Source organism: Thauera sedimentorum, from assembly GCF_014489115.1.
Classification (GTDB): Bacteria; Pseudomonadota; Gammaproteobacteria; order Burkholderiales; family Rhodocyclaceae; genus Pseudothauera; species Pseudothauera sedimentorum.
Window position 1 is genome coordinate 1,275,339 of record NZ_JACTAH010000002.1, and the last position, 19,747, is coordinate 1,295,085.

The window sequence follows — 19,747 nt, forward strand, 5'->3', positions numbered from 1 at the left end:
TAGACTCCCCGTCAGCGGATCTGGTTGATCAGCGTGGCGGCACGGGAGGCGACCCGCTCGCCGGCTTCGAGGCCGGACGTCACCCCAATATTCACACCGTCCAGCGGCGCGATCGTGACGGTCCGGGACTCGAAACGTTCGGGCGCCGTCTTTACCCAGACGATGGTTTGGTTTGCCGAATTCTTCAGCACCGATGCTGCGGGAACGCTTACACCCTGCTGCGTGCTGCGCGACTGGACGAAGACCTCGACCGGCTGCCCCACGGCAAGAAAGGCCAGCGCTTCACCTTCGGCTGCAAAGGTGAGTGGCAAGGCCTGCTCGCGCAGGCTGCGGGCGGCGCCGATGAAGGTGAGCGGGATCCGCTGGTCGCCGACCGCAAGACTTGCAGAGGCGACATCCGCCGCCATTTCTGGATCATAGGAGAGCGCCTCGACGCGCAGCCGCTTCGGGTCGACGATCTCGAACACGAGCTCGCGCGCATCGACCACCTGGCCTGACACGGCGTTAGTCGATGCGATCACACCGCTCACGGGTGCGGTCAGGACATCACGGGCATTGAGGCCACCACCGATCGCTTTCGATCTAGCCTTCAGGCTGGCAAGCTCGCTTTCGGCCGCTTCGATCTCCTTGCGCGGTACCGTGTCGGCGAGTTCCTTCAGACGCGCGAGGCGCTTTTCCACAAGGGCCCTGGCCGCGTGCAGCTCGGCCAATTGCGCCATCTGGTTAGACCGCTCGATCTGGTCCGTCGAAGGACTGACGTAAGCCAGCACGACCCCCTTCTTCACGGCCTGACCGACGCTTGGCAACCCCTGCGGGCCCGCCTCCAGGCGCCCAGCCACCATGGCCTGCACCTTTCCGCCGGCATTCGGGTCCATGACCACCTTGCCGGCCAGCGCGGTGGTACGCGGCAATTCGCCGGCTTCCGTAACCAACGTGCGAACACCGATCTGGCGTTGTGCCGGCTTGGGCAGAAAGACACTGCCATCGGCTTGCCGTTGTGGCCCATTGCCTCCTGCCACAACTGGACCTTCATCGCCATGATCATGGCCTTCGCCAGCAAAGGCATTCCACGAGGCACTGGCCGATACCAGCGCCAGCGCAGCAAACAGTACGCTCAGCTTCATGCGGCACCTCCAGTCGAGCGATTACGCGAATTCCCCTTGCGAAGCACAATCCAGCCGATGAGGCCTAGCACAAGCCCCCCCGCGCCTGCCCCAATTGCGTAGGGTTTAATGTCCAATTCGGCAACCTCTTCGTGCGCCTCGGCGGCGGTCTCATGCAAGTCGAGCTCACCAGCGAGCAAATCGGCGTCCTGGCCGGCAATCACCGTTGCCGTGACAGAGACGACACCCGGCTTGAGCGTCTCCTCGAGCGTGGCCCCGAACTCACCGTCGGCATGGGGCGTGAGCGCAACGGCCTTCCCATCGAGTTCCAGATCGACCTTTGCGTCCTTGACCGGACTGTTGTCAGCGAAGTGGTCAAGATAGACGGTGACGTTCTTGCCATTCACTACGCCGACCAGCTCGAAGAGTTCCGAGACGGCGGTAAATCGCGGCAATGCCGGGCCCGCTGTGGTCGCGGGCGCTTCTCCATGGTCGTGTCCGTCACCGGCCAGCGTTTGCGGGGCAAGCCCGGCAAGCACTGCAGCGAGGCTCCATGCCGCGAGGGTATGAGTGGATTTCATTTTGGGGATCCTGTTATTCATTCGGGAAGCAGGCCCAACGCTTGGCGCTGGGCCGAGATGGCGGCTGCCAGATCAATACGCGCGCGAGCGAGCTCGCGTTCGGCTTCGGCCGCCTCGAATTCGATGCGCAGACGGGTCGGCAGATCGGCCTCACCGAGGCGGAACGCCTTCTCGAAGAAGCCGCGTGAAGCCTGTGCGAGGTCGGAGCGCCGTTCAGCAGCGGCGACCTGCTGCCGTCTCGATTCGACGCGCTGGTGCGCCATCTCTGTTTCGGCCAGCAGACGTTCGAGTTCGATCTGCAGTTGCGCCTCGGCCTCGATGGCCTCTGCATTGGCGCTTGCAACGCGGGACCGGCTGCGCGAACCGGAACCAAGCGGAATGCGCAAGCCCAACGTGACCGTCTGTTCCCAGGATTCACCCGATGCGCCGCGTTCGCGGGTGGTCGTGACACTCAACTCCGGATTCGCGCGGCCCTGAACGCTGGCAAGGGTCATCGTGCGCCGCGCAACGTCGACCCGATCACGCAGCTCGGCCACTGCAGGGTGCGCCGTCTCAAGAATCTGTGTCGGTGTCGCAGCGGAAGGGACGGGCTCCGGCGCAGACACCCCGCCGGATGAGCGTTCTGGCCCGATTCCAGTGAGCGTGCGCAACTGCTGTGCAGCATCTGCAAGGGCGCTTTCTGCCTCGGCGACGGCGGCTTCAGCTGTAGCTTGGACACCGTCGGCCTGATGCTGATCTGCGCGCGCCAGATCACCCGCCTTGATGCGCTTGGCCACGTCGGCGGCCAGTTCGCGGGCGTTCGCGAGACCCGCCCTCGCCAGCGTCACATCTACACGCGCGCGTTGCCAATCCCAATATGCTGTGCGTACCGCTGCAGCGGTGCGCAACTGCGCGCCGCGAGCCCGGCTCGCCGTGGCAGCTATTTCGGCAGTGGCGAGGGCTGCAGTGCTCGAACGTTCGCCCGACAGCCAGATCGGAACCGCGATACCGACCTCGTACTCACGGCTCCCGCGATTGCTGTCCAACTGATCGGTCTTACCGGCTACCTCAAGGGCGGGCGGTTCGACAAACCAACTGTTGGCACTGTCGCGGCGCGCCTGCGCCGCTTCCTGTTGAGTCGTGAGCGACAGCGCTTCAGGCTGGCGTGCCCATGCTGCCTCGAAAGCGTGCTTGAGGGATAGGGCGGCACTTGGGGCCGGGGGGGTCAGCTGCTGCGCCCAGACACCGTTGACGGCAAGGCCGAGCATTAGCGCAGGCAGCCATTTGAGATGAAGTTGCTGAAACATCCAATTCTCCGTTGATGGAAAGACACTGGGAATCGGCTGAGGGCGATCGGAGCGATCGCAATGGACGCGTGATCCCACCGCTCAAAGCGGTAGGAACATCAAGAAGGAATGAAGGCGACCGCCCTGCCGATCAGGCTGGGCAGGCCCATTTAGGACGTTCGGGCTCTGCGGGATGTTCCGCAAGCGAGCACGCAGGCGTTATGTCGATGGGGAGGGACGCCTGATGCTGTGGGCAAAGCGCGCCGGACTCACTCGCCACTACTGAAGAGCCGACCACTTGGCACGATGCGCAGTCTGCGTGCGCGCCCTTCGTCAAGCCCCCTTTTTCCTTGCCTTTGTCGTCTTCGGTATGACGATGCGCGTGATGGCCAAAATGATCGGCTGCGGCACCGGATTCGTGTGCGCAGTAAACGCCCACCGCCGCCCAACCCAGTTGGGCAGGCAGCAGGACCAAGAGGAAAATCGCAAGCCAACGACGCATTGCGCGGATTCTATCAATAAGGATTTGCTATCGTCGACAACGGTGGTGCCAATGGGCAGACCGACCGGCGCTTTACGAGAACCCGCTGGGCGAAACGCCTGGACAGCCCGACGTTTCGCGCCGATAGAGGGCTTAAGGAGCACTGTACATTTCATTCATGTACGCGCGCTCTTTCGGGGTCATGTCGACCAACTCCTTGAGGACTTCTGCACGAGTCTTGCCGGGTCCTGAAGCGCGCGAGGGCACCGCGAGGCCACGCTGCAGGTAGGAATAGCTGCCATCGGCCTTTGCCTGTTCGAGCTCGCGCAACACCTCGGCGCGGGTTTTCGTGCTCGTGGAGTGATCCGGATGAAACGTGAACCCCTGTTCGCCGGGAGCGGGATGCCACAGCGAGCTGGCTTGTGCAGCCGCAGGAACGACAAGGACGGCAGCAAGAAGCGAAAAGAGGGCAGTGGTGCGGGTTTTCGACATGACGAGACTCCTTCGTTCAACGTAAGAGGTGGCGTTCGGCATAAGCCACTTGACGTCGCCTTGCACCGAACACGTCGCGGACTTTAAGGGTCCATCCTCGTCGAATCGCGAACTGCCAGATTACGATTTCGTAATGTGATGGTTTCGGCATCTCCCCGATAATCGCTGCATGAAGATTCTGGTTGTGGAAGACGAGCCCAAGCTCGCCGAATACCTACGCAGGGCGCTCACCGAAAGCAATTACATCGTGGATGTCGCGCACAGCGGCACGGATGGCCGCTATCTCGCGACCGAAGGGCATTACGACCTCGTCCTCCTCGACGTCATGCTTCCGGGGCTGGATGGCTATGCCGTCTTGCAAGAACTGCGTCGGGGCAAACACGTACCCGTCCTGATGCTGACCGCGCGGGACAAGGTCGAGGATCGGGTCAGAGGCCTGCAGGCGGGTGCCGACGATTACCTGGTGAAGCCGTTTGCTCTGTCCGAGTTGCTCGCTCGCGTGCAGGCCTTGTTGCGGCGCGGTGCCTTGCGCTCGGATAGCCAGGATTCAACGGTGCTCCGTTTGGCGGACCTCGAACTCGACCTGGTTCGACGCAAGGCGTCACGATCCGGGCAGCGCCTCGACCTGACCGCCAAGGAGTTCACGTTGCTGACGTTGCTGCTGCGCCGGCAAGGGCAGGTCCTTTCCCGTACCGCGCTCGCAGCGCAGGTGTGGGACATGAATTTCGACAGCAATACGAACGTGGTCGAAGTTGCGGTGCGCCGGTTGCGCGGCAAGATCGACGACGCTTTCGAGAAGAAGTTGTTGCATACCGTGCGCGGCATGGGATACGTCCTTGAGGACCGGAAGCCCTGAGAATGCGCAATCCGCGTTCGCTTAGCCGCTGGTTATCGTGGTGGCTCGTCGTGCTGGCCTCGCTGGGGCTCGGCTTGGTCTGCTCGATCGTTTACGTGGGTGCGAGTCTAAATTTCTCCAACAAGCAGACGGACGAACTGCGGCACAAGCGGGACATAGTGCGCCATCTCGTCGGCGAGATCGCAACGCGTGACGCGTTGCCGAGCCTGCGCCACAAGCTCGACGACTTCTTTGTGGGCCATGCCAACCTCGAGTTACGACTGATCCAGGGATCTGACGCTCCTCTGTACGCAACTCCGGCGCGTTCAAGCCCCGGCGCAATCCTGCGGCGGGATGAGTTCGAAATCTCCGTGCCATGGTCGCCCACAACCATGCTGCGCGCCGAATTGATGCTCGACAGCAGCGCCGACGCGCTGCTTTTGGAGCAGTTGGCCTGGACGCTACTCGCGAGCGCCCTTGGTGGAGCGGCGGCCATCTCAGTGGGCGGCGCATGGCTCGTTCGTAGAGCGCTCTTGCCTGTTCGCGACCTGGCTCGACAAGCAGCGGCCCTAAGCCCGGAAAGCGTTGGACAGCCGCTTGACGGCTCCGCCCAGGCACAGGAGCTTCAGCCGTTGGTCACACAATTCAACGCGCTCCTGGTTCGATTGAACCGCGCATATCAACAACTGGAAGGGTTCAACGCCGATGTCGCTCACGAGCTGCGCACACCGCTGGCGACCTTGATTGGTGAGACCGAGCTAGCTCTGAGTCGTCAGCGCGATGTCGCCGAACTGCGCGATGTGCTCGGATCGAACCTCGAGGATCTTCAACTTTTAGCGGGGCTGGTCAATGACATGTTGTTCTTGTCCCGGGCCGATCGCGGGGAGCGCGCCCGTCGCCACCGTGTGGATAGCCTGGCCGAACTGGTGTCCGAGGTCATCGAATTCCACGAAGCGTCAATGCAGGAGGCCGGCGTGACTGCGCGCTTATGCGGTGACGGCATGGGCACAGTCGATGCTGGGTTGGTTAGGCGTGCGCTCTCGAACCTGCTCGCCAACGCGACCCGTTTCGCAGAGCGCGGATCGGTGATCGAGGTCGATATCAAGCAGGACACGGATGGCCGCATTTGCCTGTCTGTCAGCAACACGGGCCCTGTCATCCCCCCGGAGCATTTGCCTCGTCTATTCGACCGCTTTTATCGGGTTGATGGGGCCCGCGAACATCGCGACCATAATCACGGGCTCGGCTTGGCGATCGTAGCTGCGATCGCGCGAATGCATGGCGGCGCCACCTTTGTGCGGTCAGCTGCCGGAACGACGAGCGTTGGCCTTGCCATGTGCGGGTGCAGCCAAATGGAGGTAGCACCTCATGACAGATAAGGCGCATTGCTGAAAGGGCTGAACTTTGCCTCTTTGCGGCACTGACTATCGAGAGTGCTGGGGTCACATGGATACGTGGCCAGGTAGAGTGCGCTCGACACCACGAACTTGCACCAGATCGCCTTCGTGCGCGGCGCCGATGGCTGACGTGTTCTAAGTGTCTGTCAGCACCCACCTCGGAGACTCCGCAATGACCGACGATGCCGACGCACAAGGGTGCCGAGGATCTGATAGGCGTCCTGCGCAGCTACCTCAAGTGAGCCTTGCCGTGCCCACCGAGAACCCGTCCACCTGGACCCATGATCACGTCTTCGATGGCGGCAATGCGCTTGCCAAAAGCAGTACCTCGGTGGTGATGTGGATCACTGCCGTTGCGATGGTTGTCGAGATCACCGCAGGCTGGTGGTTCAACTCAATGGCGCTGCTGGCCGACGGCTGGCATATGAGCCCGCATACCTTCGCGATCGGCGTGTCTGCCGCGCTGGCCTATGCCGCTGCGCGAACGATCCGCGCTTCGCTTTCGGCACCTGGAAAATCGAGATCCTCGGAGGCTTCGCCAGCGCCATCTTCCTGCTCGGCGTGGCAGTGATGATGGTCATCGGTTCGATCGAACGCATCGTGTCGCCGCAACCCATCCAGTACAAGGAGGCCATCGCGGTCGCCATCCTGGGCTTGGCCGTCACCGTCGTTTGTGCGCTGATCCCGGGCAAGGCTCACCATCACGGCCACTCACACGGACACGGTCACGATCATCACGGCCTCAAGCTCAAATCCGCCTACCTTCACGTGATCGCCGACGCGGCCACCTCGGTGCTGGCCATCGCGGTGGTGACGCATGACCGCGCACGCACCCCCGACGCTGTGAGGAGCCGCTTGGCGGTGCACGAGGAGATCGTCCACTCAACGATCGAGATCTATCACCACGCCGGGCTTCGGGAAAGCCCTGCCGGAGGAGCCGCGTGAGGACATTGCTACTTTACTTCGTCACAGCGATGGCCGAGATCGTCGGCTGCTATCTGCCCTGGCTGTGGCTCAAGAAGGGGGGCTCGGTTTGGCTACTTCTGCCTGCGGCGGTGAGCCTGGCGGCCTTCGCGTGGTTACTCACGCTGCATGAGGCGGCCTCCGGCCGCGTCTATGCCGCATACGGCGGGATGTACATCAGCGTCGCCATCCTATGGCTGTGGACGGTGGACGGAATCCGCCCCTCCGCCTGGGACGTCGCCGGTGTAGTGGTGACGCTGGCGGGCATGAGCATCATCGCGTTTCAGCCCAAGTAGGGTGTTTGCAACCGCATGCCATGAGCTTCAATCCGCCTCGCGGGTCAGCCACTTCTTAACCTTACCCCTCCACTGCCAGCAGGTGGCAGGAGATGCAGGCGGCCTACAATTCGGGCAGCGCAGCGCCAGCGGCAAACCAGTCGCCAAAAGGTGATAGTCCCCGGGCGCCCGCACTACCCGGACCTACATCATCGACATTCAAATTGTGCTACCGCCGTGCCAGCTAGCTATTCGTAAGCGTTGCGTAGCAGGCGGCGGCTTGATGCTGTTACTTGTCATTGGTCGTTCGGTTGAATGAACGGCAGCACGGGGTCGATAGCACCCGTTCGGTGAACAGTGCTGCGAAAGACTTGGGACGAACCTCAGGTTGAATGATCTACGCTTTACCTTTCATGCTTGGTGCTCTCCTGGCCAATTCGACTGCTTTGGAGTCCGGGCTCGTGTGCCGTCGTCATACTTGCCAGCTTTCCCGGTTCGACCACCCGCACCTCAAGTGCCACCTTTAGCCGGCTGCGAAGTGCGTCAAAGACGGCCGCTAGGCAGTCCACGCCGGGATTGCCTTTGGACGATAGCATGCGATGCAGAGTCTTGATGGGTTTGTGAGTGAGTTCAGCCAAGTACTCAAAGCCGACCGTCGCGTGTACGAGATCACGAAGAATGAGCCGGGCTGCTACCGTCTCGCTGCTGAGAAAGAGGGTGGCGGCTTCAGCGAGAAGCGCCCTGGCGAAGTCAGAATCTGACCCGGCACGCTCGACTACTGTTTGCCTAGCATCGCGGGTTAGCATCATGTCATCCTTCCATTCCTAGTGCTTTCACCGAAGGGAACAATCATCGCTTCGCCATCTTGACCAGAACGAGCTTGAGGACGACTGCCGCGTTAACGCGGACCCGGCGACCGTTTCCGCCGCGAAATCACCTTCCCGGCAGTGGTCAAGCGTCAATCGGCTGACGCTGGAACTTTCTGCGAGGCCCATCGCCTTCATCTCATCATCGACACGCAGGTGAAGAGATGTGCGCTGAGCGAACAAGTCGAGCTTGGCGTGATCGGCCGTCAGCTTGCAAGATCCCAGGACGGGCATCGGCTCCACGCGTCCGCCGTGCTTCTCAATATTCGCACAACCGGCCGAAGTGAGCACAAACTCGGAACTTGTCCCGAAAAAGGGTAGGGAGTCACCGAGCAAGGCGGAACTGGACAAGAAATTGGCGATTGTGGTCCGAAAATCCCCGGGCGGGTCAGAACGATATCGGAATCGTGGTCGAGCTAGGGTGAGCGATGATCCGATCGCTTGATGTGCTGGTAATCGAGCGGCTCATGCGCTCATTCCGCGCGCAATCGCATGCATGATGCGGATGACCTCAAGCCGTCCGGCATCGGTGTCAAGTAGCGAGGCTGGCGCCTTGCCGTCCAGGACGATGTTTTCCGTGTGGAGCCACGCTTCGGCACGCTCGGCCCCACCGAAGACCTCTTTCGCGAGTCGGATCACAACAGCTTGGTCTGTAATTGGCTGGGTCATCGGTCCAATGCTATCGCGGCGGGAGCAGATCCGCCTGCCCCGCAAACTTGGCGCTGCATGTGGCTGCAGATCAGGTGCTGCCCAACTCGTTCCATGGAGCTACCGGTTGGACTTTGCGCTAACCGTTGCGGTGACCAGCGGTTCGGGAGGAGCTTCATGATCCAGCTTCTGCGCGATGGTGCTCTTGGTTCCTGCCTGCAGAGTGGCTGCCTCGTCTGCACGGAAACCCAAGTCCAGATAGATGTTACCGCCAACCGCGGTGACGTGACGGCTCTTTGTGTCAATGTTCACTCGTTGACCCTCCCCGTCAAATAGGCGCGATAGCGACTGGGCAGAAAAGTGAAACTGCCTGCGGGGCAAGCGGAGTCATCATACAACGACGGGAGTTGAACCGTACTACGAGCGGTCATCCGTTTCCTGGACCGAGCGGAGGCTGTCAATCGGGCTCCGCTCCCGCTGACAGCGGTCCTCGGCCGACTTGCACGACAGGTGCTAGGATCACCGAGATGGAACGCGAACTGCGCTACGTTGTGGTCCCCGAAGATGGCGTGTTCGTCGCTTGCTGCCTTGATGTTGAGATAGCAAGTGACGGGGTTACTGAGCGCGACGCTGTCGCAAATCTGCAAGAAGCGCTAACGCTTTACTTCGAAGGCGGCGACGAAGTGTCGAGAGGAGGCGGGTACCGTCTTAGCTTGATCGGGGCGCGGAGTAGCTGTAGCAACTGATTGAATCCGCAGTGCCAAGGGGCGTTGTTGCTATACAGTCGCTGTCGAACAATACTTGGAGAAGCCATGGATCTTGTGATTCGTCGCTTGGGGAAGGCCGTGGGGGTCATCTTGCCGCCAACCCTGATTGCATCGTTGAACCTGAAGGTCGGCCAGCAACTCAAGGCCGAGGAGAGGGACGGCGTCCTCCTGCTGAGGCCCCAAACCAAGAAGTACTCACTCGGTGAGCTGCTGGCGCTGTGCGAAGAGCAAGCTCCGGCGCCTTCGGACATCAACGCCTGGGATGCGGCGCCGTTCGTTGGTGCGGAGGCCGTCCGCTGATGGGCGATCAAGGGGACGCGACGCGCTCCCCGGCCATGTTATCTGCTTGTGGGGGTGCCCGTCGCTACCCGAGGTTCACCGCCAGCTGAGTCCGAAGTCTATTTCTCGACCGGAATGCGCGTCGCTTGGTCGACCGCCACGGCCGTCAGGCTGTTCATCGGGCTGCCCTCAATGAGCTTTACCGAGTAGGTCAGGTAGATGTGCTCAACAACGACGTGCTGCCGTTCTTCGAAACACATGGGGAGAGGATCGAAACAGTGCTCTCGGACAACGGCCGCGAGTACTGCGGAAGCCCCGATCACCATCCGTTCGAACTGTTCCTGCAGTTAGACGGCATCGAGCACCGCACTACCCGGTGCGGCGCCCGCAAAGCAACGGCTTCGTCGAACGACTGGACCGCACCTTGCTCGATGAACAAATCCGGGTGGTCGGGCGCACCACGTGGTACGAGTCGGTCGAGCAGATGCAAGGCGACCTCGACCGCTACCTGCATCACTACAACCATGAGCGACCGCATCAACGCCGCATGATGGAGGGCAGGACGCCGATTCAGGCCTTCCTGGCCGGTATCACCGAACAGCCCCCGGAGACGCGGAGGCCGCATAGAACAACGCCGGCTCGGGGCCCGTGTCAGGTGATTACTTGATCTGTGCCCTCGCCCTGGATGCGGCGTCGACTTTACTCCAGTTCATTGGACATGAGGTCCAGCATTTTTGCTCAGGTCGGCAATAAGCCGCATCGTGCTGCTGTCGACATAGGCCAGTCTGAACCAAGGCAGGCTAGCCATGACCACGCCGGTTCTCAATACAAAGACCAAGTCTATCAGTGCATCATTATCGTCATCGGTCGCCCAAACCTGCGAAATCTCATGGCACGCAGGATGCTGAGCACCATCGGCTTCGAAGCCGCTAAGTAGATATACAGTCGTTACTCTGGCGTGTTCTTCGTTCAAATTGTCGAGGACAAACTGAAACTCAGTGGTGAGGATGTGGCGAGATATCCAGCCTTCAGGGCTAAGAAGTTCAACCTTTACGAGAAAATGCGGGACTATCAAGCCTAACTCAACCCAGTGCCAACTCCGCTCCCCGTTGGGGGCAAGCGACGGTGGTATAGGGAGTTCGGCCTCGGGGTACGTATGAATCATGAGACACCTCCATAGGTTTTGTAGAGTATATTCCGTGGATTGAGAATCTCAAGCGTTGCATTGTTCGCAGATGGACGATCAACGCTTTGAGATAATCCGGTCGGCGCTCGCAGTGGAGCTCCGCCAAGCCCGCGAGAATATTGGACTTTCTCAAGAGGCCCTTGCCCTGTCGGCAAATGTCGATCGCACCTATGTTTCGCAACTTGAGCGTGGTATCGCCAATCCTTCCCTACTGGTACTGAGCCGTATCGCAACGGCCCTGGGGTGCAGCCTACGTGTGCATCTATCCACATTTGACTCGCACTCTTCTTAGGCCCCATACGGCGCCATAAGTAGCTGATCTAGCGTGCTACGCCAAGCGGGCATCCGTTCACCGCTTTCTGAATTTCGCATGCTGAAATTTCTGGTTGCCGTGAACACGTACTATGAAGCCCGAGGCGATTCACTTATCGGTGCTTGCTTTGGGCGGATGACCTGTAAACAAATCGACGATATTTCGATCTTTGTTTACAGGACTCGCGATCGTAAGTCTCAAACTTCTATAAGAAGTATGGGTTTTAGACGTTGTTTACGGTTTTTGGTCAGCGTAACCGTCGTGAGCACCGCGCCGAGCGAACGGACACAAGGGGCCGCCTTCGGGCGGCCCGTTGCATTTTTCTCCCTTGTGCGCAAACTCCGGTTCGATGCCGCAGGCATCTGAATTACACTGCTCCCACGTCGTCAGCATGTGCTAACGGGTGGGATGAGTATGCTTGAGCGAGAAGGGGGCTTGAGGCTGCACCGATACGCGCCATCGCGAGCGGGCGAAGCGGCCCCGTCGGACAGCCCCCCGCAAGGGCGGAGGGGCTGTCGGTGAACGTCAATCTGTCCCTCCGCCAGTTGCTGCTCGGGCTGGTGGTGGTTTTCGGCCTGCTGGTTGCGGGCGGGCAGTTCACCTTCATCATGTACACCTATACCGGCGAGCTTCTGGCGGAGATTCGCCAAGTGGTCCGGCTTGCCGGCGGCAGCCTGGCGGCCAGTCTGGAAGCGGATCAGCAGGAGGGTGACGGGCGCTATGCGCAGCGCCTGGTCGAGCGCCTGGCGCCCTTGCCGCATCTCGCCTATGCGGCCTTTGTCGACGACGTAGGGGTGGTGCGCCACGCCACCGCGGAAGAACTCGTCGGCCAGCGCCTCGCCGCAGTCGACCCTCCGCCCGCCATGCTGTTCGATCGTGCGCGGCAGCAGATGGTCGGGCAGGTGCTCGATGACGACGCGCGCAGGCGACTGTGGGCCGCGTTCCCGGTCCGCATGCAGACGGAGGAAGGACAGGCCGGCGAACCGCGCACCGGCCTGCTGGTCCTCGTCACCGACACCGCGGTGATCCAGCGCGACGCCCTGCGCCGCGCCCTCGAGCAGACCCTGGTGGTCCTCATCCCGGTGTTCCTGCTGTCGGTGGGAATCGGCTTCCTGGCCAAGTTGCTGCTCACCGACCGCATCGAGCAACTGCTGGCCTATACCCGTTCGCAGGTCGAGGGCCGCAATCTGCCGCTGCCGGTGACCGGGCGCGACGAACTCGGGCAACTCGGCGAGCGGCTGGCTGCGCTGATGCGCTCGGTGGTCGAGTCGCGGGACTTCCACGTGCATCTGCTCGACGGCATGCCCAACCCGATCTGGCGGGCCGGGAGCGACGGGCAGCGCGACTACCTCAACCGTGCCTGGCTACAATTCACCGGCCGTACGCTGGAGCAGGAGTTGGGCGAGGGATGGACGGCGGGGGTGCATCCCCAGGATATCGAGGCCTGTCTGGCGGCCTGGCGTGAATCGTTCGCCGCACGCAGGCCCTTCTCGCTGGAGTACCGCCTGCGTTACCGGGATGGCACCTACCATTGGGTTGCCGACCACGGCGAGCCGGTCTTCGGCCCGGCGGGAGAGTTCATCGGTTTCGTCGGCAGCTGTTTCGACCTCCAGGCGCAGAAGGAGTCGGCCGCGGCGATTGCGGCCAGCGAGGCCCGCTTCCGTGGTCTGGTGGAGCGTTCCCTGGTCGGCGTGTACCTGATCCAGGACGGCAGGATCGTCTACGCGAATCCGCGGCTGGCCGACTGGTTCGGCTACGCGGAGGATCAGATCGCAGGCCTGCCGGTCGACGACCTGGTTGCCGACGAGGACGTCATGCTGGTGCGCGAGATGCTGCGCCAGCGCCTGGAGGCCGGCGTGCAGCACCTGAACTATGGCTTCCGTGCGCGGCGGCGCGACGGCAGCGTGTTCCCGGTGGAGGTGTTCGGCTCGCGGATCGACATCGATGGCCGGCCTGCCGTCATCGGCACGCTGCTGGACGTGACCGAGCGCGAGCGCGACCGTGCGGCGCTGGCCGCCGCGGCCGAAGTCGTCGAAGCCAGCCCGACCGTGCTGTTCCGCTGGGCGCCGACCGACGGCTGGCCGGTGCGCTATGTCTCCGAGAACGTCCATCGCTGGGGCTACAGGGTCGCGGACATGCTCGATACCGGCTTCCGCTTTGCCGACTTGGTCCATCCGGACGACCTCGCCCGTGTGGGCGAGGAGGTCGCAGCGCACCTGGCCGACGGGCGGAACGAGTACGTCCAGGAGTACCGTCTGCGCCTTGCGGATGGCAGCTATACCTGGATCGAGGATCTCACCAGTGTGCATCGCGACGAGGCCGGGCAGGTGTCGCACTTCGAGGGGCTGATCACCGACATCAGCGAGCGCCATGCCGCGCAGGAGGCGCTCAAGCAGCTCAACGCGGAGCTGGAGGAGCGCGTCGAGCAGCGTACCCGGGAACTTGCCGCGCTCAACAAGGAGCTGGAAACCTTCGCCTACTCGGTCTCGCACGACCTCAAGGCGCCGCTGCGCGGCATCGATGGTTACAGCCACCTGCTGCTGGAGGACCACGCCGGGCAACTGGACGAGGAGGGACGGCTGTTCCTCGGCAACATCCGTGCGGGCGTCAAGCAGATGGGACGCCTGATCGACGACCTGCTGGCCTATGCGCGGCTGGAGCGGCGCAACCTGCAGAACAGCGACATCCGGCTGCCGGACATGGTGCGTGGCATACTTGCCGAGCGCGGCGGCGAACTGGAGCAGGGCGGGGCGCGTGTGGAACTGGAGGTGCCGGACATCACCGTGCGCGCCGATGCCGACGGCCTGGCGCAGATGCTGCGCAACCTGATCGACAATGCCTTCAAGTACTCGCGCGATGCGGCCTCGCCCCTCGTCCGCATCGGCGCCGCCGCCGCCGAGGGTAGCTGCCATATCTGGGTACAGGACAACGGGATCGGCTTCGACATGAAGTTCCACGACCGCATCTTCGAGATCTTCCAGCGCCTGCAGCGTGCCGAGGACTATGGCGGCACCGGTATCGGGTTGGCCATGGTGCGGCGCGCGGCTACCCGCATGGGCGGGAAGGTGTGGGCCGAGAGCGCGCCGGGCGAGGGCGCCACGTTCCATGTGGAGTTGCCGCAATGAGTGCCCCGCCGCCCGCCGTCCGTCCGATCCTGCTGGTGGAGGACAATCCCGCCGATCTCGATCTCACCCGGCGCGCCTTCCAGCGTAGCCACCTGGTCAATCCCCTGCTGGTGGCGCGCGACGGCCAGGAAGCGCTCGATTTCCTGCCGCACTGGCGGGCCGGCGAACCGCTGCCGCTGGTGGTCCTGCTCGATCTCAAGCTGCCGCGCGTCCATGGCCTGGAGGTGCTGCGGCAGTTCCGTGAAGATCCGGTCAGCCAGGCCCTGCCGGTGGTGGTGCTGACCACCTCGGACGAGGACGCCGATATCGACAACGCCTATCGCCTGGGCGCCAACTCCTACATCCTCAAGCCGGTCGGCTTCGAGAACTTCGTTGGCGTGGCGGGGCAGATCGAACTCTACTGGTGCGCACTCAATGTCCCGCCGCGAAGCTGATTCCTCGTCCCCGCTGCGGGTGTTGTACGTCGAGGACAATCCGGTCGACGCGGACCTGCTGGTCCGCAGCTTCGCCCGGCAACTGCCCGATGTCGAACTGCGCCTGGCGCGGTCGCTGGCCGAAGGTATCGACCGCCTCGGCGGCGAGGGCATGGTCGATGTGGTGCTGGCCGATCTCTGCCTGCCCGACGGTTCGGGCATCGAACTGCTCAATTGGGTACGCGACCGCCGGCTGCCGGTCGCCTTCGTGGTGCTGACCGGTTCGGGCGATCAGCGCGCCGCCGTGGCGGCGCTCAAGGCCGGAGCGGACGACTATCTGGTCAAGGACGGCGACTACCTGCGCCGCCTGCCGGCCACCCTCAACGCCGCACAGGTCCGCGCCCGCCATCTCCGCGACTGCCGCAGCCGGCCGGTACGAGTGCTGTACGCCGAGCATCACCGTTTCGATGCCGACCTGACCACGCGGCAGCTAGCGCAGGCCGCCCCGCACCTGCGGCTGGAGGTGGTGGACAGCGCCGCCGCGGTGCTTGGGCGCTTGCCCGTCGCTGGCGGGGCCGCAGGCAGCGCCGACGTGCTGCTGCTCGACTACCTCCTGCCCGACATGGATGCACTCGACCTGGCCAAGATCCTGCGCCAGGAACGCGGGCTGGATGTGCCCATCGTGATGGTCACCGGGCAGGGCAGCGAGGAGATCGCGGCGCAGGCGCTGCGCCTGGGGGTGACCGATTATCTGGTCAAGCACCCCGGCTACCTGAACGAACTGCCGCTGGTGCTCGACAAGGCCTTCCGCGACGGCGAACTCGTGCGCGAGCGCGCAGCGCTGCGCGAGGCGGTCGACAAGCTCAGGCTGCACGCGGCGGTGGTCGACAGCACGCACGACGGGGTGCTGATCTCCGACCTCGATGGCAACATCGTGTCGATCAACCCGGCCTTCACCGAGGTCACCGGCTACGCCCCGCATGAAGCGCTCGGGCGCAATCCGCGCTTCCTGCAATCCGGGCGGCACGACCGCTCGTTCTACCAGGGCATGTGGGCCGCCCTGCTCGAAACCGGCTACTGGCAGGGCGAGTTGTGGAACCGGCGCAAGAACGGCGAGCTGTATCCAGAATGGCTGACACTCAGCGCGGTGCGCAACGAAGCCGGGGCGCCGACGCACTACGTGGGGGTGTTTACCGACATCAGCAAACTGCGCAACGTCGAGGCGCGTCTCAGCCATCTCGCGCACCACGACCCCCTGACCAGCCTGCCCAATCGCCTGCTCGCGCTCTCGCGCCTGGAGCACGCCATCGAGGTGGCGCAGCGCAAGGGCCAGCGGCTTGCCGTGCTGTGCCTGGACCTGGATCGCTTCAAGACGGTGAACGACAGCCTCGGTCACTCGGCCGGCGACGAGTTGCTGTGCGAGGTCGCGGCGCGCCTGCGCTCGCGCCTGCGCGAGGAGGACACCCTGGGCCGCCTCGGCGGGGATGAATTCCTGGTACTGCTCGAGGATCTCGACGCGCCGGAGGGCGCGGCGCTGGTCGCCAGCGACATCATCGGCGCGCTGGAGCCGTCCTTCGTGCTGCGCGACGGCGCCGAGGTGTTCATGCATGCCAGCATCGGCGTGAGCCTCTACCCGGACGACGGCGACGATCATCTCGCGCTGATCCGCAATGCCGACGCGGCGATGTACCGGGCCAAGGCCGAGGGCCGCAACACCTGCCGCTTCTACACCGAGGATCTCACCCGCCTGGCCGCCAGGCGCCTGGACCTTGAAACCCGCCTGCGCCGCGCGCTGGCCAACGGCGAGTTCGTCGTGCATTACCAGCCGGCCTTCTCGGTTGCCGATGGCTCGCTGATCGGCGCCGAGGCGCTGGTGCGCTGGCAGCCTCCGGGCGAGCCGATGGTGTCGCCGGGCGACTTCATCCCGATCGCCGAGGAGACCGGACTCATCGTCGGGCTCGGCGAGTGGGTGCTGAACACCGCCTGCCGCCAGTGGCGTGCGTGGCTGGACGAGGGGCTGCAGCCGGGCGCGATCGCGGTCAATCTGTCGGTGGAGCAGATCCGGCGCAGTGACGTCCAGGCCATGCTGCGTGCGGCGCTGGAAGAAACCGGCCTGGCGCCGCATTGCCTGGAACTGGAGATCACCGAGAGCAGCCTGATGGCCCAGGGCGAACAGGCCGAGGCCCTGCTGGCCGGCCTCAAGTCGCTCGGCGTTCGTCTGGCGATCGACGACTTCGGCACCGGCTACTCCTCCCTGGCTTACCTCAAGCGCTTCGCCATCGACAAGCTGAAGATCGATCACAGCTTCGTCAAGGACCTGGCCGACGACCGCAACGACCTGGCGATCGCCGCCGCGGTGGTGGCCATGGCGCAGGCGCTGGAGATGACGGTGCAGGCCGAGGGCGTGGAGACCGAGGGGCAGCTCGCCCTTCTGCACGAGCTGGGTTGCGCCGCTTTCCAGGGCTACCTGCGCAGCCCGCCGGTGCCGGCCGAAGCCTTCGGTCGACGTTTCCTGCGCGGCGGCTAAAGCCGGCTGCGCAGCGCGCGCTGCATCCGGTCCAGCGCCGCGTCCAGGGTGGCCGGCGGGCAGCCGAAGTTCAGGCGGACGAAGCCGGGGGCGCCGAAGGGGCTGCCGTCGGACAGGCCCACGCCGCCGGCCTCGAAGAACCCGGCCGGATCGTCGAGCCCGGTGTCCCGGCAGTCGAGCCAGGCAAGGTAGGTGGCCTCGGGCGGGGTGCTGTGCACGCCGGGCATGCCGCGCAGAGCGGTATCGACCCGAGCGCGGTTCTTCCGCAGTACGTCCAGCAGGGCCCGGCGCCAGGCTTCGCCATCGCGGTAGGCGGCTTCGCAGGCCACCAGGCCGAGCAGGTTCACATGCGGCACGATGCCGCGCATTGCCGTGCGGAAGCGGCGCCGCAAGGCGGCATTGGGGATGATCGCCAGCGCACAGTAGAGCGAGGCGATGTTCCAGGTCTTGGAAGGTGCCATCAGCGTGATGCTGCGTTGGGCCACCGCGTCGTCGAGGGCGGCGATCGGGAGGTGCGGCCGGTCTTCGTCGAGCACCAGGCCGCAGTGGATCTCGTCGCTGCAGATCACCATGTCGTGGCGTTCGGCGAGCGTGGCGATCCAGGCCAGCTCGTCGCGATCGAAGGCGCGGCCCACCGGATTGTGCGGGTTGCACAGCATGAACAGCCGGGTGCGCGGGCCGATGGCCGCTTCGACCGCCTCGCGGTCCCAGCCCCAGCGGGTGCCGTCGTGCACCAGCGGGCAGCTCACCAGGCGGCGGCCGTTGTTGGCCGGCGCGGCGAGAAAGGGCGGATAGACCGGCGTGGCGGTGAATACCTCGTCGCCCGCCTCGCCGCTTGCCTGGCAGGCGATGTTGAGTCCGCTGACCACGCCGGGCAGCCAGACCAGCCACTCGGGCTCGATGCGCCAGCCGTGGTCGCGGGCGATGCCCTCGATGACCGCTTCGACCAGGCCGGGCCAGGGGTCGGTGTAGCCGAACACGCCGTGGTCGATGCGCGCCTTGAGGGCGTCGATGACCGCTGCCGGGGCGGCGAAATCCATGTCCGCCACCCACAGTGGCAGGATGTCGCGGCCGGCGTAGCGGCCCCATTTCTCGCCCGGCAGCGAACCCCTGTCGATCCGGCGGTCAAAGTCGAAGTATTCCGTCATGTGCAGCGCTCCGCGTTGCGCACAGTGTAACCCCGTGTTGCCCGTGTCCAGGCGGTACGGGCTGCGGATACAATTGCGCCAAATTATTCGAGTGACGAGGAGGGAGACCATCGTGCAGGACGTGATTGCGCACCCGGATGGCATTTACGCAGTGGATTCCGGATACGGACGCCCCCAGCTTGCCGCGATCCACGTGATCGTCCATGAAGGACGCGCGGCCGTGGTCGATACCGGCAACAATGCTTCGGTGCCGCGGGTGCTCGCGGTGCTGGCGAGTCTGGGGATTGCGCCGCAGGCGGTCGACTGGGTCATGCTGACCCACATCCATCTCGACCATGCCGGCGGCGCGGGCAGCCTGATGTGCGCGCTGCCCAATGCACGCCTGGTGGTGCATCCGCGCGGCGCGCGGCACATGGCCGATCCGGAGCGCCTGTGGGAAGGTACCGCCGCGGTCTATGGCGCGGAGCGTGCCTTCTCGCTCTATGGCCGCCTGGTGCCGGTGCCGCCCGAGCGCATCGAGGCAGTGGGCGACGGCCAGGTTCTGGAACTGGCCGGACGCCGCTTCCGCACCCTGCATACGCCCGGCCATGCCCGTCACCACATCTGCATCTGGGACGACGTGGCAAAGGCCTTCTTCACCGGCGATACCTTCGGGCTGTCCTACCGCGAACTCGATGTGGACGGGCGGGCCTTCGTATACCCGACCACCACCCCGACCCAGTTCGACCCCGACGCGATGCATGCCTCGATCGAGCGCATGCTGTCCTTCGGGCCGCAGGCCATGTACCTCACCCATTACAGCCGGGTCACCGATGTGCCGCGCCTGGCTGCCGACCTGCACAGGCTGATCGACACCCAGGTGGCAGTGGCGCGCGCCGCGCGCGGCGACGGGGTGGCGCGCCACGTCGAGATTCTCGCCGGGCTCGAGCAGATCGCCCGCGAGGAGGCGGCGCGGCAGGGCTGGACCCTGCCGGAGAGCGAGATGCTGGAAGTGCTGCGCGACGACCTCGAACTCAACGCGCAAGGTCTGGGCGTCTGGCTCGACAGCCTGCGCGTGCCCGAGCCCGAGACGGTCTGAGCGGA

At 64.1% G+C, this 19,747-nt stretch carries 18 protein-coding genes and 2 pseudogenes; 13 read left to right on the forward strand and 7 right to left on the reverse strand.

All coding sequences use genetic code 11. The features are described from left to right. Positions 1 to 11: 11 nt before the first annotated feature. The 4 genes from IAI53_RS15790 to IAI53_RS15805 form a co-directional block, all read right to left on the reverse strand. Positions 12 to 1,124, reverse strand: a complete 1,113-nt coding sequence (locus tag IAI53_RS15790; protein WP_002931006.1) for an efflux RND transporter periplasmic adaptor subunit — start codon at positions 1,122 to 1,124, stop codon at positions 12 to 14. Then, positions 1,121 to 1,684: a hypothetical protein gene (locus IAI53_RS15795; protein WP_002931009.1), complete on the reverse strand. Its 564-nt coding sequence runs from the start codon at positions 1,682 to 1,684 to the stop codon at positions 1,121 to 1,123. The genes IAI53_RS15790 and IAI53_RS15795 overlap by 4 nt, the downstream gene beginning before the upstream one ends. 17 nt (positions 1,685 to 1,701) lie before the next feature. Further along, positions 1,702 to 2,970 (reverse strand): TolC family protein, encoded by a 1,269-nt coding sequence (locus IAI53_RS15800; protein ID WP_187719102.1) that lies wholly within the window; start codon positions 2,968 to 2,970, stop codon positions 1,702 to 1,704. A 613-nt stretch (positions 2,971 to 3,583) separates the two neighbouring features. Next, the gene (locus tag IAI53_RS15805; RefSeq protein ID WP_187719103.1) at positions 3,584 to 3,922 is read right to left on the reverse strand and encodes a DUF4148 domain-containing protein; all 339 of its coding nucleotides are present in this window, start codon (positions 3,920 to 3,922) and stop codon (positions 3,584 to 3,586) included. Between the two features lie 169 nt (positions 3,923 to 4,091). Between IAI53_RS15805 and IAI53_RS15810 the strand changes: the two genes are divergently transcribed. The 5 genes and pseudogenes from IAI53_RS15810 to IAI53_RS15830 all read left to right on the forward strand — a co-directional run bounded on the left by IAI53_RS15810 (position 4,092) and on the right by IAI53_RS15830 (position 8,153). Then, on the forward strand, positions 4,092 to 4,778 hold the full coding sequence (locus IAI53_RS15810) for a heavy metal response regulator transcription factor (protein ID WP_187719104.1): 687 nt from the start codon (positions 4,092 to 4,094) through the stop codon (positions 4,776 to 4,778). A gap of 2 nt (positions 4,779 to 4,780) precedes the next feature. Next, positions 4,781 to 6,136 carry a heavy metal sensor histidine kinase gene (locus IAI53_RS15815; protein ID WP_187719105.1) on the forward strand — a complete coding sequence of 452 codons (1,356 nt, stop codon included), beginning with the start codon at positions 4,781 to 4,783 and terminating at the stop codon, positions 6,134 to 6,136. Between the two features lie 376 nt (positions 6,137 to 6,512). Continuing rightward, positions 6,513 to 7,099 (forward strand): annotated as a pseudogene (locus IAI53_RS15820) (cation diffusion facilitator family transporter). A 29-nt stretch (positions 7,100 to 7,128) separates the two neighbouring features. Further along, complete coding sequence (locus IAI53_RS15825; RefSeq protein ID WP_222948386.1) at positions 7,129 to 7,413, forward strand: YnfA family protein; 285 nt, start codon at positions 7,129 to 7,131, stop codon at positions 7,411 to 7,413. A gap of 578 nt (positions 7,414 to 7,991) precedes the next feature. Further along, complete coding sequence (locus IAI53_RS15830; protein ID WP_187719106.1) at positions 7,992 to 8,153, forward strand: hypothetical protein; 162 nt, start codon at positions 7,992 to 7,994, stop codon at positions 8,151 to 8,153. 570 nt (positions 8,154 to 8,723) lie between these two features. Here IAI53_RS15830 and IAI53_RS15835 read toward each other — a convergent pair. Beyond that, positions 8,724 to 8,927, reverse strand: coding sequence for an MbcA/ParS/Xre antitoxin family protein (locus tag IAI53_RS15835; protein ID WP_187719107.1), 204 nt, complete (start codon positions 8,925 to 8,927; stop codon positions 8,724 to 8,726). Positions 8,928 to 9,433: 506 nt separating this feature from the next. Here IAI53_RS15835 and IAI53_RS15840 point away from each other — a divergent pair. The 3 genes and pseudogenes from IAI53_RS15840 to IAI53_RS15855 all read left to right on the forward strand — a co-directional run. Next, on the forward strand, positions 9,434 to 9,652 hold the full coding sequence (locus IAI53_RS15840; protein WP_222948321.1) for a type II toxin-antitoxin system HicB family antitoxin: 219 nt from the start codon (positions 9,434 to 9,436) through the stop codon (positions 9,650 to 9,652). 66 nt (positions 9,653 to 9,718) lie between these two features. Next, positions 9,719 to 9,973 (forward strand): AbrB/MazE/SpoVT family DNA-binding domain-containing protein, encoded by a 255-nt coding sequence (locus IAI53_RS15845; RefSeq protein ID WP_187719108.1) that lies wholly within the window; start codon positions 9,719 to 9,721, stop codon positions 9,971 to 9,973. Positions 9,974 to 10,098: 125 nt separating this feature from the next. Next, positions 10,099 to 10,619 (forward strand): annotated as a pseudogene (locus tag IAI53_RS15855) (integrase core domain-containing protein); the annotation flags it as partial. 42 nt (positions 10,620 to 10,661) lie between these two features. On the opposite strand, the gene IAI53_RS15860 reads toward IAI53_RS15855, so the two are convergent. Further along, positions 10,662 to 11,117 (reverse strand): hypothetical protein, encoded by a 456-nt coding sequence (locus IAI53_RS15860; RefSeq protein WP_187719109.1) that lies wholly within the window; start codon positions 11,115 to 11,117, stop codon positions 10,662 to 10,664. A 70-nt stretch (positions 11,118 to 11,187) separates the two neighbouring features. Between IAI53_RS15860 and IAI53_RS15865 the strand changes: the two genes are divergently transcribed. The 4 genes from IAI53_RS15865 (at position 11,188) to IAI53_RS15880 (ending at position 17,516) form a co-directional block, all read left to right on the forward strand. Beyond that, entirely contained in the window at positions 11,188 to 11,430 is a 243-nt protein-coding gene (locus IAI53_RS15865) for a helix-turn-helix domain-containing protein (RefSeq protein ID WP_187719110.1), read from the forward strand. A 1,271-nt stretch (positions 11,431 to 12,701) separates the two neighbouring features. Then, the gene (locus IAI53_RS15870) at positions 12,702 to 14,576 is read left to right on the forward strand and encodes a PAS domain-containing sensor histidine kinase (protein ID WP_225433386.1); all 1,875 of its coding nucleotides are present in this window, start codon (positions 12,702 to 12,704) and stop codon (positions 14,574 to 14,576) included. Further along, complete coding sequence (locus IAI53_RS15875; RefSeq protein WP_187719112.1) at positions 14,573 to 15,010, forward strand: response regulator; 438 nt, start codon at positions 14,573 to 14,575, stop codon at positions 15,008 to 15,010. The genes IAI53_RS15870 and IAI53_RS15875 overlap by 4 nt, the downstream gene beginning before the upstream one ends. Beyond that, the gene (locus IAI53_RS15880; protein WP_222948322.1) at positions 14,991 to 17,516 is read left to right on the forward strand and encodes a two-component system response regulator; all 2,526 of its coding nucleotides are present in this window, start codon (positions 14,991 to 14,993) and stop codon (positions 17,514 to 17,516) included. Before IAI53_RS15875 ends, IAI53_RS15880 begins: the two co-directional genes overlap by 20 nt. Here IAI53_RS15880 and IAI53_RS15885 read toward each other — a convergent pair. After that, entirely contained in the window at positions 17,513 to 18,664 is a 1,152-nt protein-coding gene (locus IAI53_RS15885; RefSeq protein WP_187719113.1) for a MalY/PatB family protein, read from the reverse strand. The genes IAI53_RS15880 and IAI53_RS15885 overlap by 4 nt on opposite strands. A gap of 112 nt (positions 18,665 to 18,776) precedes the next feature. On the opposite strand from IAI53_RS15885, the gene IAI53_RS15890 reads away from it, so the two are divergent. Beyond that, a complete protein-coding gene (locus IAI53_RS15890) occupies positions 18,777 to 19,742 on the forward strand; it encodes an MBL fold metallo-hydrolase (protein WP_187719114.1) in 966 nt (321 codons plus the stop codon). Positions 19,743 to 19,747 lie beyond the last annotated feature (5 nt).

Bases quoted from the DNA above. Each gene is read 5' to 3' on its own strand.
- IAI53_RS15790 (WP_002931006.1), bottom strand. From the start codon at position 1,124: ATGAAGCTGAGCGTACTGTTTGCTGCGCTGGCGCTGGTATCGGCCAGT.
- IAI53_RS15795 (WP_002931009.1), bottom strand. From the start codon at position 1,684: ATGAAATCCACTCATACCCTCGCGGCATGGAGCCTCGCTGCAGTGCTT.
- IAI53_RS15800 (WP_187719102.1), bottom strand. From the start codon at position 2,970: ATGTTTCAGCAACTTCATCTCAAATGGCTGCCTGCGCTAATGCTCGGC.
- IAI53_RS15805 (WP_187719103.1), bottom strand. From the start codon at position 3,922: ATGTCGAAAACCCGCACCACTGCCCTCTTTTCGCTTCTTGCTGCCGTC.
- IAI53_RS15810 (WP_187719104.1), top strand. From the start codon at position 4,092: ATGAAGATTCTGGTTGTGGAAGACGAGCCCAAGCTCGCCGAATACCTA.
- IAI53_RS15815 (WP_187719105.1), top strand. From the start codon at position 4,781: ATGCGCAATCCGCGTTCGCTTAGCCGCTGGTTATCGTGGTGGCTCGTC.
- IAI53_RS15825 (WP_222948386.1), top strand. From the start codon at position 7,129: ATGGCCGAGATCGTCGGCTGCTATCTGCCCTGGCTGTGGCTCAAGAAG.
- IAI53_RS15830 (WP_187719106.1), top strand. From the start codon at position 7,992: ATGCAGAGTCTTGATGGGTTTGTGAGTGAGTTCAGCCAAGTACTCAAA.
- IAI53_RS15835 (WP_187719107.1), bottom strand. From the start codon at position 8,927: ATGACCCAGCCAATTACAGACCAAGCTGTTGTGATCCGACTCGCGAAA.
- IAI53_RS15840 (WP_222948321.1), top strand. From the start codon at position 9,434: ATGGAACGCGAACTGCGCTACGTTGTGGTCCCCGAAGATGGCGTGTTC.
- IAI53_RS15845 (WP_187719108.1), top strand. From the start codon at position 9,719: ATGGATCTTGTGATTCGTCGCTTGGGGAAGGCCGTGGGGGTCATCTTG.
- IAI53_RS15860 (WP_187719109.1), bottom strand. From the start codon at position 11,117: ATGATTCATACGTACCCCGAGGCCGAACTCCCTATACCACCGTCGCTT.
- IAI53_RS15865 (WP_187719110.1), top strand. From the start codon at position 11,188: ATGGACGATCAACGCTTTGAGATAATCCGGTCGGCGCTCGCAGTGGAG.
- IAI53_RS15870 (WP_225433386.1), top strand. From the start codon at position 12,702: ATGCGCTCGGTGGTCGAGTCGCGGGACTTCCACGTGCATCTGCTCGAC.
- IAI53_RS15875 (WP_187719112.1), top strand. From the start codon at position 14,573: ATGAGTGCCCCGCCGCCCGCCGTCCGTCCGATCCTGCTGGTGGAGGAC.
- IAI53_RS15880 (WP_222948322.1), top strand. From the start codon at position 14,991: ATGTCCCGCCGCGAAGCTGATTCCTCGTCCCCGCTGCGGGTGTTGTAC.
- IAI53_RS15885 (WP_187719113.1), bottom strand. From the start codon at position 18,664: ATGACGGAATACTTCGACTTTGACCGCCGGATCGACAGGGGTTCGCTG.